The following is a 13,787-nucleotide window of genomic DNA, read 5'->3' as shown; positions in this document are numbered from 1 at the left end:
GGGGCCGCGGGCCCCCCCGCCGGGGGGCGTCCGGGTACGGGGGGGGTGGGGCGGCGCCCCCCCACCCCGGGGCCCGCCGGCCCGGCGGCCCGGCGGCGCCCGTCATTCCTGCCCGCCCCGGGACTCGGCGTCCGGCTCCGCACCGCCGGCGGCGCCCTGAGCGTGTCCGTGCCCTTCCGCTGCGGGCGGCGCGCTCGACCCATCGGCCGGCCGGGGCCGCGCCTGCCCGTCCCGGTTCCTTGCGTCCGGTTCCGGCGCACTCTCGGAGTGCAGCGGGAGCGCGACTCCTGGTGCTGCGTCGACGTGGCGGCTCCGCCGGCACGGCCGGCCCGGGGGCCGCGTCAGGGCCGCCCGTCTCGTGTTCCTGCCCCTGTTCCGGCGCGCTCGCGATGCACCGCCGGCGGGGCCCGAGCGCCACTCTCGGCGCACGGCCGGCCGGGGGCCGAGTAAGGGCCGCCCCTCCGGTCCTCCGGCCCCCGTTCCGGCGCGCTCGCCGTGTCCGTGGCGGTTCGGGGCTCTCCGGTGTCGGTGTTGCCCTTGAGCCGTCGGTCGGCCGGGGCCGTCAGGTCCGGGCGTCGCGGGGCCCGTTCCCCGGGTCCGGTGCGCCCTCGGTGTGCAGCCTGGCGGCCGGGGCGTTCGCCGGCTGTGGCACGCCCGTGAGGTCCAGGACGAACAGCGGGACCCCGAGCGCGGACGCGCCGGTCCGGGCCTCGTCGGTGTAGCCCGCGAGCGAGAAGTACGCGCAGTCCGCGGACTCGGTCATCGCCGTCAGCCACAGGCACTCCACGTCCCGCGGCGCCGCCGGGCGCACGGTCGGGTCCACCTGGGCGAGCAGCCCGCGGGCGGCCAGCCCGATGCCGCTCGGGGGCCGCTGGTCGGCACGGCGGATGTCCCGGTAGCCGAGCCAGCGCAGGTAGAGCGCGGCGACGGTGACCGCGTCGCGCGCGGTGCGGATGGCGCGCGGCCGGACGGCGGGGCGCCGGGCCTCCGGTGCCGGTGCCGGTGCCGTCGCCGGTGTCCGCGGGTCAGCCGCGGGCGGCCGGCTCACCCGCACCGGAATGCGCAGGACCGTGCCGCAGGAGCAGCCCAGTTCCGGGTGCGGCCACTGGCCCAGGCGTCCGCAGGCGCCGCAGGTCACCGTGAGCCACTCGTCGTCCCAGTCCCGGTGCGCCGCCGGGGCCGGCTCGGCGGCCGGATCCAGCCGCGGGGCGGTGGGCGCGCCGCACGCGCACGGATACGCCGGCGCGGTGTAGACGTGCTCGCGCCGACAGGCCGGACAGCGCACCGGCACGCTCTCGGGCATGGCCCCACCACTCCTCTCCGGACAGCGCCCCCATCGTCCTCCTGCCGTACCTCCCTTGTCCGGCGGTTGCCGTGTCCCGGCGTCCGGGCCTCTCTTGACGACGTTCACCCCACCCCCTACATTGCTTCCAGATAGTAGAAGTTAGATTCCGCTATGCGGAAAATAGACATGCTGGAGACTGTGCTCACCGCGGGGCGCGACGGGAGTACGCAACCGACAGCCGAGGCAGGAGTACTCGATGGCTCGTATGACCGCTGCCCGCGCGGCAGTTGAGATCCTCAAGCGCGAGGGCGTCACCGACGCCTTCGGTGTGCCGGGCGCCGCGATCAACCCGTTCTACAAGGCCCTCAAGGAGGGCGGCGGCATCAGCCACACCCTCGCCCGCCACGTCGAGGGCGCCTCGCACATGGCCGAGGGCTACACCCGGACCGAGCCGGGCAACATCGGTGTCTGCATCGGCACCTCCGGCCCGGCCGGCACCGACATGATCACCGGTCTGTACTCGGCCATCGGTGACTCCATTCCGATCTTGTGCATCACGGGCCAGGCGCCCACCAGCGTGATCCACAAGGAGGACTTCCAGGCCGTCGACATCGCCTCGATCGCCAAGCCGGTCACCAAAATGGCGGTGACCGTCCTGGAGGCCGCGCAGGTCCCCGGCGTGTTCCAGCAGGCCTTCCACCTGATGCGCTCCGGCCGTCCCGGCCCGGTCCTCATCGACCTGCCGATCGACGTCCAGCTCACCGAGATCGAGTTCGACCCGGAGACGTACGAGCCGCTGCCGGTCTACAAGCCGGCCGCGAGCCGCGCCCAGATCGAGAAGGCGATCTCCTTCCTGCTCGCCTCCGAGCGCCCCGTCATCGTCGCCGGCGGCGGCGTCATCGGCGCCGACGCCTCCGACCTGCTGGTCGAGTTCGCCGAGCTGACCAACACCCCGGTCATCCCGACCCTGATGGGCTGGGGCACGCTGCCCGACGACCACGAGCTGAACGCCGGCATGGTCGGCGTCCAGACCTCGCACCGGTACGGCAACGCCAACTTCCTGGAGTCGGACTTCGTCCTCGGCATCGGCAACCGCTGGGCCAACCGCCACACCGGCTACAAGCTCGACGTCTACCGCGGCGAGCGCAAGTTCGTCCACGTCGACATCGAGCCCACCCAGATCGGCAAGATCTTCCCGCCGGACTACGGGGTCGTCTCCGACGCCAAGGCCGCGCTGGAGCTGTTCGTCGAGGTCGCCAAGGAGCTGAAGGCCGAGGGCAAGCTGCCCGACCGCGCCGACTGGGTCGCCTCCACCCAGGAGCGCAAGGCCACGCTGCTGCGCCGTACGCACTTCGACAACGTGCCGATGAAGCCGCAGCGCGTGTACGAGGAGATGAACAGGGCCTTCGGACCGGAGACCCGGTACGTCACGACCATCGGTCTCTCCCAGATCGCCGGCGCGCAGATGCTGCACGTCTACAAGCCGCGCCACTGGATCAACTGCGGCCAGGCCGGCCCGCTCGGCTGGACCGTCCCGGCCGCGATCGGCGTCGCCAAGGCCGACCCGGACGCCCCGGTCGTCGCCCTGTCCGGCGACTACGACTTCCAGTTCATGATCGAGGAGCTGGCGGTCGCCGCCCAGCACAAGATCCCCTACGTCCACGTGCTGGTGAACAACGCCTACCTCGGCCTGATCCGTCAGGCGCAGATCGGTCTGGACATCAACTTCCAGGTCAACCTGGAATTCGAGAACATCAACACCCCGGAGCTCGGCGTCTACGGCGTGGACCACGTCAAGGTCGCCGAGGGCCTGGGCTGCAAGGCGATCCGGGTCACCGAGCCGGACCAGCTGGGCGCGGCCTTCGAGCAGGCGAAGAAGCTGGCCGCCGAGCACCAGGTGCCGGTCGTCGTCGAGGCGATCCTGGAGCGGATCACCAACATCTCGATGAGCCGCACCATGGACATCAGCGACATCTCCGAGTTCGAGGACCTGGCCACCGAGCCCGGCCACGCGCCGACCTCGATCAAGCCGCTGAAGGTCTGAGGCCCCTGAAGGTCTGAGGCCCCTGAAGGTCTGACACCGCCGTCGTTCCGGCACCGCCGGGAACACCAAGGGCGGCCCGTCCTCTCGGACGGGCCGCCCTTGCGCGTCCCCCGTGCTGCCCCCGTGGTCCCCCGTGACCTCCCTGGTGCATCCCCCGTTCAGGGCCCGCCGCCCCCGTGCCGGCGGGCCCTGTGCCCGTAATCTGCCCTACTCCGGGGGCGGTTGAAGCCTCTGCCGCGGTGTTCAGAGCTTGATTTGAGCATGACGTAGTCCGCCTACGACCGCTGCGGTACGTCCGTTCGTCACAGCTCGTGTTCCGACAGCCCCGGCCAGTCGTCGGGGCCGCCGCCCTGCCACTCGATGAGATCGCTCTCCTCCACCTCGATCCGGTCCAGGTCGGCCAGTCGAAGGATCTCCACGACGTCGTCCAGGTGCGAGGCGATCCCCAGGGTCACGTCCCCTTCGGTGACCCGCCGGGACCCGTCCAGGGCCGGGGAGTGGACCACGATGTGCGGATAGTGCGTCGGATTGCCCATGGATTCAGCGTGCGGCGCCGCCCGCGTTCCCGCACGTCGGTCCCGGCCGCGGGAGCCGCCGCGCACATGGGCACTGCCGTACGGGACGCATGGGCACTGCCGTACGGGCGAGGCCGGCCGTCGTGCCGGGCGCCCGGAACGCACGAGCGCTCCCCCGCCGGACGTGGGTCCGGCGGGGGAGCGCTTCTGTGTCTGGTGACCGTCCGACGGCGCGAGGCTGGGCGCGACAGGTCGTTCGCGCCGCCGGACGGGGCGGGTGGCCCCCGGAAGGGGGCTGGGTGGGACCGCGGTGGGTGCGACGGAGCCGGCGGCCCCTTCCCTCTGGTCTGGAAGGGGAGCGCGGATCCTTCACCACCGCACTGGCTCGCAGACCACCGCGGTCCTCGCCCTGCCCGCGCCGTCCGCCCCACGGCCACCCCTCATCCGGGCCGTGACGGCGTCCTGCGCGGGCCGCGTGCGAAGTCATGACCTCCCGTCAGACTCCGTACGCCGCTCAGGGATTGACCGGGCTCAGTCCTCGCGCAGGGCGCGGACCGCCTCCTCCACGCGCTTGCCGTACTCGGGGTCGGCGGCGTGGAAGTGAGCCAGGTTCTTCTCGATCACGTCGTCGCGGGAGACCTGCGAGAGGCCGCCGGCGATGTTGGCGATCAGGCGGGACTTCTCCTCCGGCGACATCAGGCGGTACAGCTCGCCCGCCTGGAAGAAGTCGTCGTCCTTGGTGTGCAGCGGGGCCTCGTGGTTGCCCGTGTGGCCGGACACCGGAAGCGGGGCCGACAGCGGGCGGCCGGTCTCGACCGGGCCGTCGTAGGAGTTCGGCTCGTAGTTCTTGGCGCCGCGGCCCTGGGCGTTGAGGGCCATGAGGCCGTCGCGGCCGTAGTTCTGCGCGCCGCCCGGCACGGCCTTCGGGGAGTTGACCGGCAGCAGGGTGTGGTTGACGCCGAGGCGGTAGCGGTGGGCGTCCGCGTAGGCGAACAGGCGGCCCTGGAGCATCTTGTCGGGGGAGGGGCCGATGCCCGGAACGAAGTTGTTCGGGGAGAAGGCGGCCTGCTCGACCTCGGCGAAGACGTTGTCCGGGTTGCGGTCGAGGACCAGGCGGCCCACGCGCTGCAGCGGGTAGTCCTTGTGCGGCCAGACCTTGGTCAGGTCGAACGGGTTGAAGCGGTAGTCCGCCGCCTCGGCCGCCGGCATCAGCTGGACGTACAGGGTCCAGGACGGGTGCACCCCGCGCTCGATCGCCTGGAGCAGGTCGGTCTGGTGCGAGTTCGGGTCCTTGCCCACGAGCTCGGCGCCCTGGTCGGCGGAGAGGGAGCGGATGCCCTGGTTCGTCTTGAAGTGGTACTTGACGAAGAAGGCCTCGCCCTGGGCGTTCGTCCACTGGTAGGTGTGCGAGCCGTAGCCGTTCATGTGGCGGTAGGACGCCGGAATGCCGCGGTCGCCCATCAGCCAGGTCACCTGGTGCGTGGCCTCGGGGGCGTGGGCCCAGAAGTCCCAGACGTTGTCCGCCTCCTGGCGGCCGGTGAACGGGTCGCGCTTCTGCGAGTGGATGAAGTCGGGGAACTTGATCGGGTCCTTGATGAAGAACACCGGGGTGTTGTTGCCGACGAGGTCGTAGTTGCCCTCCTCGGTGTAGAACTTCACCGCGAAGCCGCGCGGGTCACGTACGGCGTCCGCGCCGCCGAGCGAGTCGGCGACCGTGGAGAAGCGCACGAAGACCTCGGTGCGCCTGCCGATCTCGCTCAGGAAGTCGGCGTGGGTGAAGCCGGTGACGTCGTCGGTCACCTCGAAGTGGCCGTACGCGCCGGAGCCACGGGCGTGCACCACGCGCTCGGGGATCCGCTCGCGGTTGAAGCGCGCGAGCTTCTCCAGGAGCTGCTGGTCCTGGATCAGGAGCGGGCCGCCGACGCCGGCGGAGGCGGAATTCTGGTTGTCTGCGACCGGTGCGCCGGACTCCGTGGTGAGAGTTCGCGCCGTAAGCACGCGCTTCGACATCGTGGACCTTCCGTGCGGTGGCAGCGGAAATCATCTTCCGCTTTGTGGAGCCTTGAAGTCTGGGTGGAGCCTAGAAGTGGGCCCTCTGAACGTCAACAGTTTGTTGAAGTTGAATCCGGGAGGCGCCGCCGCCTGGGCGCGACAGGACAGGTGTCAGCGGCGGCGCCTCCCGGAAGTCTGGGGGGCGGGTCAGACCTGGGCGCCGGAGAGGCGCTCGACGGCCCGCAGCAGGGCCGAGTGGTCCAGGCCGCCGTCACCCTGGGCGCGCAGGGACGCGACGAGCTGGGCGACCACGGCGCCGACCGGCAGGGCGGCGCCGACGTTGCGGGCGGCGTCGGTGACGATGCCCATGTCCTTGTGGTGCAGGTCGATCCGGAAGCCCGGCTTGAAGTCGCGGTTCAGGAAGTTGTCCTTCTTCCGCGTCAGCACCGTCGAGCCCGCCAGGCCGCCGTTGAGGACGTCCAGCGCGGCCTTCAGGTCGACGCCGGACTTCTCCAGGAAGACCACGGCCTCGGCGCACGCCTGGATGTTCACGGCGACGATCAGCTGGTTGGCGGCCTTCACGGTCTGGCCCGAGCCGTGCGGACCGCACAGCACGATGGTCTTGCCGAGGGCCTCGAGGATCGGCTTGGCCTGGTCGAAGTCGGCCTGCTCGCCGCCGACCATGATCGACAGTACGGCCTCGATGGCGCCGGCCTCACCGCCGGACACCGGGGCGTCGAGCACCCGGATGCCCTTGTCCTTGGCCGCGGCGGCCAGGTCGACGGAGGTCTGCGGGGTGATCGAGGACATGTCGATCAGCAGGGCGCCCTGCCGGGCGTTCTCCAGGATGCCGTCAGGGCCGTAGGCGATGGCCTCGACCTGGGGGGACGCCGGCACCATCGTGACGACCACGTCGGCGTCCCGCACGGCCTCGGCGATCGAGGCGGCGGCCGTACCGCCGGCGGCGGCCAGACGGTCCAGCTTGTCCTGCTCCAGGGTGAAGCCGGTGACGTCGTAGCCCGCCTTGATCAGGTTCTCCGACATGGGGGAGCCCATGATGCCGAGGCCGATCCAGGCGATCTTGGGAAGGTTGCTCATGATGGGGGTGCCTCTCTCAACTGCTCTGCAAGGTCGGGGGGTTCAGCGCGCCGCGCGGGCTTCGCGCGGCAGCCAGTCGAAGGCCTCCGCGCTCGGGCGGTCGCCGGCCTTGTACTCCAGGCCCACCCAGCCGTCGTAACCGGCCTTCTTCAGCCGGCCCAGCAGCTCCTCCAGCGGGAGCGCACCCGTGCCGGGGGCGCCGCGGCCGGGGTTGTCGGCGATCTGCACGTGCCCGGTCTTCGCCGCGTACTGATCGATCACCGACGGCAGGTCCTCGCCGTTCATGGACAGGTGGTACAGGTCCATGAGGAACTTGGCGTTCCCGAGGCCCGTCGCCGCGTTGACCTTGTCCACGATCTCGATCGCCTTGGGCGCGCTCACGATCGGGCACTTCGGCGACTCGGGCAGGTTGAGGGCCTCGATCAGGACGGTTCCGCCGACCCGGCCGACGGCGCGGGCCGCGAGCACCAGGTTCTCCAGGGCGAGCGCGTCCTGCTCGGCCGGGTCCACGCCGTCGACGCGGTTGCCGTAGAGGGCGTTGAAGGTCGTGCAGCCGAGGGACTGGCCGAACTCGACGGCCACGTCGATGTTGGCGCGGAACCTCTCCGACTCCTCACCGGGGACCGACAGGGCACCGCGGTCCGGGCCCGGCAGCTGTCCGGCGTAGAAGTTCAGCCCCGTCAGCTGGACGCCCCCGTCCTCGATCGCCTTCTTCAGGGCGTCGAGCTCGGACCGCTCGGGGGTGGGGGAGTCGACCCAGGGCCACCACAGCTCGACCGCGGTGAAGCCCGCCGCGGCGGCGGCCGCGGGACGCTCCAGGAGCGGGAGTTCCGTGAAGAGGATCGACAGGTTGACGTTGAAGCGCTGGTCTGCGGCTGTGCTCGATCCAAAACCTGGCATTCGGGCCGCGCTCCCTTCCGTGGTGGTTTTCCGTAATCCGGAAGTTCGTTTCTGCTTAATGGAAGATTGCCGTCGTGTGTCGGCACTTGTCAAGAGGGACCGGCCGCCCGCCCGCACCCGGTCCCGGCCGGGAGGTCCCAAAACCCCCGCCGCGCGTTAGGTTGAGCGCGTGCGATTGAGAGTGGAGTTCACGACCGAACCCTTCGACCTGGACGAGGCGCCCGCGCACGCCGTGGTGGCGCGGGAGGTCATCGAGACGGCCGGGCTGGACGCCGTCGACGTCGGTCCGTTCGGCAACACGGCCGAGGGGGGTGCGGACCGCGTGCTCACCGCCGTGGACGCGCTGCTGCGCAAGACGCTGGAGGCCGGCGCCACCCGGGTCTCGCTCCAGGTCAACGTCATCGAGGACGGGATCGGGGAGGGGCGGTAGTGACCGGGGAAGAGCCCTTCATCGCGGCCGTGAAGCCGCTGGTCGACGCCATGGGCGCGGAGATGATCCCGCCGGACGAGGCCGGCCGCGAGGACGTCGTCCTCGCCTGGGACGGCGTCGACGTCGTCGCCGTACGCCTGCCCCAGCTGGCCGACTCCCTCGACCACATTCTCGCGGCCATGGAGCGCCGGCAGGGCCGGCCGCTGGCCGACCTGGACCGCAGGTCCAAGCAGGAGGTCGTGCGCATACTGGAGGCGCGGGGCGCCTTCGCCGTACGGCACGGCGTGGAGACCGTGGCGAGCGCGCTCGGGGTGAGCCGCTTCACGGTCTACAACTACCTCAACCGGGAGAAGGGCGCTTAGCGCTCCGCTGGGGGGCGGGTGCCCTGTTCGGGGGGCCTCGGACTGCCGTCGGGCGTCTGCAGCGCCGTCGTGGCTGGGCGCGCCCACGCGGCGCAGCCGCATGTCGAGACGGCCCGCGCCCCTTCGGGGCTCGGCTTGTTACGCGGAATTTTCAACAAAGTGTTGACGTGGCGTTTCCTGGGGCGTTAGCTATCGGCAGCCCGCTTCAGCACGAAGGCCGAATCCGGCCACGGAGGCTCCCGTGACTTCGACTTCCACGCCCCCGGGTCTGGCCCGGTTCAACACCCTGGAGGAGCCGGCGGCCCTCGCCGCCCTCCACGAGGCGTGCGCCTCCTCCGAGTGGGCCCGGCGACTGCTCGCCACCCGGCCGTACACCGCCGTCGAGGACCTCTACGCCGCCAGTGACGCCGCCATGGCCGAGCTGACGACGGGGGACCTCGAGGAGGCGATGGCCGGGCACCCGCCGATCGGGCGCCCCAAGCCCGGCGACCCGACCTCCGCGCGGGAGCAGGCCGGCATGGCCGGCGCCGCCGAGGAGCTCAAGGCCGAGATGCTCGAACTCAACCTGGCCTACCAGGAGAGGTTCGGCCATGTGTTCCTGATCTGCGCCACCGGCCGGACCGGTGAGCAGATGCGGGACGCGGTCAAGGAGCGGATCGGGAACTCGCCGGAGCAGGAGCGGGAGATCGTCCGCACCGAGCTGGGCAAGATCAACCGTATCCGACTGGCCCGACTCGTCGAAGAGGACGCCTGACACCATGAGCACCAGCACCACCGCCTCCGTGTCCACACACATCCTGGACACCTCGATCGGCCGCCCCGCCGAGGGCGTCGCCGTCCAGCTCTCCGCCCGCAGCGGGCGCGAGACGGACTGGCACACGCTCGGCGGCTCCGCGACCGACGCCGACGGCCGGTGCAAGGACCTGCCGGCCCTGCCGGAGGGGACCACCCACGTACGGCTCGACTTCGCCGTCGAGGCGTATTTCTTGCAGTTCGAGAACAAGCAAGCCGATGCGCAGCAGGACGCCCCCGCGAATCGGGACAGCGGTGCCGTGTTCTTCCCCGAGGTGGCGATCACCTTCGCCGTGCAGCCCGGGGAGCACTACCACGTGCCGCTGCTGCTCAACCCGTTCGGCTACTCCGTTTACCGAGGGAGCTAGCTAAATGCCCACGATTCTGGGACAGAACCAGTACGGCAAGGCCGAGAACCGAGTCGTCAAGATCACGCGGGACGGCGCCACCCACCACATCAAGGACCTCAACGTCTCCGTCGCCCTGAGCGGCGACATGGAGGAGGTCCACTACTCCGGCTCCAACGCCAACGTCCTGCCGACCGACACCACGAAGAACACGGTGTTCGCGTTCGCCAAGGAGCACGGCATCGAGTCCGCGGAGCAGTTCGGCATCCACCTCGCCCGTCACTTCGTCACCTCGCAGCCGGCGATCCACCGCGCCCGGATCCGCATCGAGGAGTACGCCTGGGAGCGGATCGCGACCTCCGACGCCAACTCCCAGTTCATCGGCGCGGACGAGGTCAAGCACTCGTTCGTGAAGAAGGGCCAGGAGACCCGGGTCTCCCAGATCACCTACGACGGTGAGCGCTGGGAGGTCATCTCGGGCCTGAAGGACCTGACGGTGATGAACTCGACCAACTCCGAGTTCTGGGGCTACGTCAAGGACAAGTACACCACCCTCCAGGAGGCGTACGACCGCATCCTCGCGACCTCGGTCTCCGGCCGCTGGCGGTTCAACTGGACCGACGACGAACAGAAGATGCCCAACTGGGAGAAGTCCTACGAGCAGGTCAAGAAGCACATGCTGCAGGCCTTCGCCGAGACCTACTCCCTGTCGCTGCAGCAGACGCTGTACCAGATGGGCTCGCGCATCATCAACAACCGCGGCGAGATCGACGAGGTCCGCTTCTCGCTGCCGAACAAGCACCACTTCCTGGTCGACCTGGAGCCGTTCGGGCTCAAGAACGACAACGAGGTCTACTTCGCCGCCGACCGGCCCTACGGCCTGATCGAGGCGACCATCCTCCGGGACGGCTGTGAGCCGCAGATCCCGGTCGACATGACCAACCTCTGACGCGGGACGCGCGTCCCCGGTCCCGCCACCCGGACCGGGGACGCGCCACACCGGAGGGAACACCATGGCACTGCCTGCAAAGGGGCCGGCGAAAGCCCCCTGTTCCACCCCGCCGGCGCACACCGAGGACGCCGTCACGTCCGTGCACCCGGTGGACGAGAAGCTCCACCTCTCACGGCTCGTCCCCGCCGCGCTCCAGCACATCGCCGCGATGTACGCGGGCGTCGTCACTCCTCCGCTCATCATCGGCCAGGCCTGCGGACTCGACATCGCGGCCCGCACCCGGCTGATCGCCGCGAGCCTGCTCATCGCGGGTGTCGCGACCATCCTGCAGACCATCGGCGTCAAGGGCCTCGTCGGCAACCGGCTGCCCTTCGTCAACGCCGCCTCCTCCGCCGGCATCGCCCCGATCCTCGCGATCGCCGAGACGAACGGCACAGGCCGTCAACTCCCCGCGATCTACGGCGCGGTGATGGTCGCCGGTGTCTTCTGCCTGGCGATCGGCCCGTTCTTCGGCCGGCTGCTCCGCTTCTTCCCGCCCCTGGTCACCGGCGTGGTGATCACCCTGATCGGCGTCACGCTGATGCCCGTCCCGGTGAGCTGGGCGCAGGGCGGCGACAAGACCGCCGCCGACTTCGGCGCCATGAGGCACCTCGCGCTCGCCGGGTTCACCCTCGCCGTCATCCTGCTCGTCCAGCGCTTCGGCCGCGGCTTCGTCAAACAGGTCGCCCTGCTGTTCGGGCTGCTCGTCGGCACCCTGGTCGCCATCCCGTTCGGCATGGCCGACTTCAGTGCCTTCCGGTCCGCCCCCGTCGCCGCGCTGCCCGCCCCGTTCGCCTTCGGCGCGCCCGAGTTCCAGCCCGCGGCGATCCTCTCGCTGTGCATCGTGATGCTGGTGCTGATGACGGAGAGCTCCGCCGGGATGCTCGCCCTCGGCGAGATCTGCGACCGCCGCGCCGACGCCAGGACCATCACCCGTGGCCTGCGCACCGACGGCATCGCCACCCTGCTCGGTCCCGTCTTCGGCGGCTTCCCCACCTCCGCGTTCGCGCAGAACGTCGGCGTCGTCTCGCTGACCCGGGTGCGCAGCCGCTACGTCGTCGCCGTCGCCGGCGGCACCCTGCTGGTCCTCGGCGCCTTCCCGGTCCTCGGCGCGGTCGTCTCGCTGGTGCCCATGCCCGTCCTGGGCGGTGCCGGTATCGTGCTCTTCGGCTCGATCGCCGTCAGCGGTATCCGTACGCTGTCGGAGGCGGGCCTGGACGACAGCTCCAACATCATCCTGGTGGCCGTGGCGCTGGGCGCCGGCATCATCCCGCTGGCCGCACCCACCTTCTACGCGGGCTTCCCGGCCTGGGCGCAGACCGTGCTCGGCTCCGGCATCAGCGCCGGCGCGCTCGTCGCGGTCCTGCTCAATCTGTTCTTCCATCATCTCGGCACCCGGAGTGGGCAAGCGGCTCCGGCACTCAAATCCTCCTAGGGTCCTGCCGTGCCCTCCCCGTGGACACCTCCCCGTCCGCGGGCCGCCACCGAAAGACAAGGAAGCACGATGGCACCATCGGCAGCCCAGCGCATCGTCATCGAGAACTGCGCCATCGCGACCGTGGACGCGGGCGACACGGAGTACGCCTCCGGGTACCTGGTCCTCGCCGGTAACCGCATCGAGTCCGTCGGCGCGGGCAGCGCCCCCGAAGGCCTCGAGAACGTGGTGCGCCGGATCGACGCGAGCGGTCATCTGGCGACGCCCGGCCTGGTCAACACCCACCACCACTTCTACCAGTGGATCACCCGGGGCCTGGCCACCGACCACAACCTGTTCAACTGGCTGGTCGCGCTCTACCCCACCTGGGCGCGCATCGACGAGCAGATGACGTACGCGGCCGCGCAGGGATCCCTGGCCGTGATGGCCCGCGGCGGTGTCACCACCGCCATGGACCACCACTACGTCTACCCGCACGGCTCCGGCGACCTGTCCGGCTCGATCATCCGGGCCGCCGCCGAGATGGGCGTCCGCTTCACGCTGGCCCGGGGCTCGATGGACCGCAGCGAGAAGGACGGCGGCCTGCCGCCGGACTTCGCCGTGGAGACGCTGGAGGGCGCGCTCACCGCGACCGAGGAGACCGTCAGGAAGCACCACGACGCCTCCTTCGACGCCATGACCCAGGTCGCGGTCGCCCCCTGCTCGCCGTTCTCCGTCTCCACCGAGCTGATGCGGGACGGCGCCGAGCTGGCCCGCCGGCTGGGCGTACGGCTGCACACCCACGGTTCGGAGACCGTGGAGGAGGAGAAGTTCTGCCACGAGCTGTTCGGCATGGGCCCGACCGACTACTTCGAGTCCACGGGCTGGCTCGGCGAGGACGTGTGGATGGCGCACTGCGTCCACATGAACGACTCCGACATCGCCGCCTTCGCCCGCACGAAGACCGGTGTCGCCCACTGTCCGTCCTCCAACGCCCGCCTCGCCGCCGGCATCGCCCGCGTCCCCGACATGCTGAAGTCGGGCGTCCCGGTCGGCCTCGGCGTCGACGGCACCGCCTCCAACGAGTCCGGCGAGCTGCACACCGAGCTGCGCAACGCCCTGCTGATCAACCGCCTCGGAGCCCACCGCGAGGCCGCCCTGAACGCCCGTCAGGCGCTCAGGCTCGGCACCTACGGCGGCGCCCAGGTCCTCGGCCGGGCGGAGCAGATCGGCTCGCTGGAGCCGGGCAAGCTGGCCGACGTGGTGCTGTGGAAGATGGACACGCTCGCCCACGCCTCCATCGCCGACCCGGTGACCGCGCTGGTCTTCGGTGCCGCGGCCCCGGTCACCGCCTCCTTCGTGAACGGCGAGCAGGTCGTGGAGAACGGCCGGCTGCTCACCGTCGACGAGGACGCCATCGCCCGCTCCACCCGCGAGGAGGCCCAGCGCCTCGCCCGGATCGCCGCCCAGGGCTGATCCCGCTCCGGGTCGCACAGCCGGGTCGTTCACCCGGGCTGTCGAAGCTGACTTCTTGGTTTCTGCCGGAGCCAGACTGGTCCGGCGGATGTTGCCGCCCGGAGGAGTTCGTAGGCCGAGTGGGCCGGGACACACGGGCGC

Annotated in this window: 13 protein-coding genes; 8 read left to right on the top strand and 5 right to left on the bottom strand. The window is 70.8% G+C overall.

Annotated features, from left to right (window positions below):
- Positions 1 to 562 precede the first annotated feature (562 nt).
- Complete coding sequence (locus AB0N17_RS43775; RefSeq protein ID WP_366017285.1) at positions 563 to 1,303, bottom strand: hypothetical protein; 741 nt, start codon at positions 1,301 to 1,303, stop codon at positions 563 to 565.
- Between the two features lie 238 nt (positions 1,304 to 1,541).
- On the opposite strand from AB0N17_RS43775, the gene gcl reads away from it, so the two are divergent.
- Positions 1,542 to 3,329 (top strand): glyoxylate carboligase, encoded by a 1,788-nt coding sequence (gene gcl / locus AB0N17_RS43770; protein ID WP_366017284.1) that lies wholly within the window; start codon positions 1,542 to 1,544, stop codon positions 3,327 to 3,329.
- Between the two features lie 302 nt (positions 3,330 to 3,631).
- Here the strand turns inward: gcl and AB0N17_RS43765 are convergent, their stop codons facing one another.
- The 4 genes from AB0N17_RS43765 to AB0N17_RS43750 all read right to left on the bottom strand — a co-directional run bounded on the left by AB0N17_RS43765 (position 3,632) and on the right by AB0N17_RS43750 (position 7,834).
- Positions 3,632 to 3,865 (bottom strand): hypothetical protein, encoded by a 234-nt coding sequence (locus AB0N17_RS43765; RefSeq protein ID WP_023545789.1) that lies wholly within the window; start codon positions 3,863 to 3,865, stop codon positions 3,632 to 3,634.
- Positions 3,866 to 4,375: 510 nt separating this feature from the next.
- Entirely contained in the window at positions 4,376 to 5,854 is a 1,479-nt protein-coding gene (locus AB0N17_RS43760; protein WP_366017283.1) for a catalase, read from the bottom strand.
- A 189-nt stretch (positions 5,855 to 6,043) separates the two neighbouring features.
- Positions 6,044 to 6,934, bottom strand: coding sequence for a 2-hydroxy-3-oxopropionate reductase (locus AB0N17_RS43755; RefSeq protein ID WP_366017282.1), 891 nt, complete (start codon positions 6,932 to 6,934; stop codon positions 6,044 to 6,046).
- Between the two features lie 42 nt (positions 6,935 to 6,976).
- Positions 6,977 to 7,834 (bottom strand): TIM barrel protein, encoded by an 858-nt coding sequence (locus tag AB0N17_RS43750; protein ID WP_366017281.1) that lies wholly within the window; start codon positions 7,832 to 7,834, stop codon positions 6,977 to 6,979.
- 169 nt (positions 7,835 to 8,003) lie between these two features.
- Between AB0N17_RS43750 and AB0N17_RS43745 the strand changes: the two genes are divergently transcribed.
- From AB0N17_RS43745 to AB0N17_RS43715, 7 genes are all read left to right on the top strand, one after another.
- A complete protein-coding gene (locus AB0N17_RS43745) occupies positions 8,004 to 8,264 on the top strand; it encodes a thiamine-binding protein (protein WP_366017280.1) in 261 nt (86 codons plus the stop codon).
- Positions 8,264 to 8,626 carry a helix-turn-helix domain-containing protein gene (locus AB0N17_RS43740; protein WP_366017278.1) on the top strand — a complete coding sequence of 121 codons (363 nt, stop codon included), beginning with the start codon at positions 8,264 to 8,266 and terminating at the stop codon, positions 8,624 to 8,626. The genes AB0N17_RS43745 and AB0N17_RS43740 overlap by 1 nt, the downstream gene beginning before the upstream one ends.
- A 241-nt stretch (positions 8,627 to 8,867) precedes the next feature.
- Positions 8,868 to 9,380 (top strand): 2-oxo-4-hydroxy-4-carboxy-5-ureidoimidazoline decarboxylase, encoded by a 513-nt coding sequence (uraD, locus tag AB0N17_RS43735; RefSeq protein ID WP_366017277.1) that lies wholly within the window; start codon positions 8,868 to 8,870, stop codon positions 9,378 to 9,380.
- A 4-nt stretch (positions 9,381 to 9,384) separates the two neighbouring features.
- Positions 9,385 to 9,786 carry a hydroxyisourate hydrolase gene (gene uraH / locus AB0N17_RS43730; RefSeq protein WP_366017275.1) on the top strand — a complete coding sequence of 134 codons (402 nt, stop codon included), beginning with the start codon at positions 9,385 to 9,387 and terminating at the stop codon, positions 9,784 to 9,786.
- 4 nt (positions 9,787 to 9,790) lie between these two features.
- Positions 9,791 to 10,714: a factor-independent urate hydroxylase gene (pucL, locus tag AB0N17_RS43725; RefSeq protein ID WP_366017274.1), complete on the top strand. Its 924-nt coding sequence runs from the start codon at positions 9,791 to 9,793 to the stop codon at positions 10,712 to 10,714.
- Between the two features lie 64 nt (positions 10,715 to 10,778).
- Positions 10,779 to 12,191, top strand: coding sequence for a nucleobase:cation symporter-2 family protein (locus AB0N17_RS43720; protein WP_366017273.1), 1,413 nt, complete (start codon positions 10,779 to 10,781; stop codon positions 12,189 to 12,191).
- Positions 12,192 to 12,260: 69 nt separating this feature from the next.
- Positions 12,261 to 13,646 carry an 8-oxoguanine deaminase gene (locus AB0N17_RS43715; RefSeq protein WP_366017272.1) on the top strand — a complete coding sequence of 462 codons (1,386 nt, stop codon included), beginning with the start codon at positions 12,261 to 12,263 and terminating at the stop codon, positions 13,644 to 13,646.
- The last annotated feature ends 141 nt before the right edge of the window (positions 13,647 to 13,787 follow it).

Source organism: Streptomyces sp. NPDC051133 (assembly GCF_040682635.1).
Lineage (GTDB): Bacteria > Actinomycetota > Actinomycetes > Streptomycetales > Streptomycetaceae > Streptomyces.
This window is presented reverse-complemented; position numbering and strand designations above follow the sequence as displayed.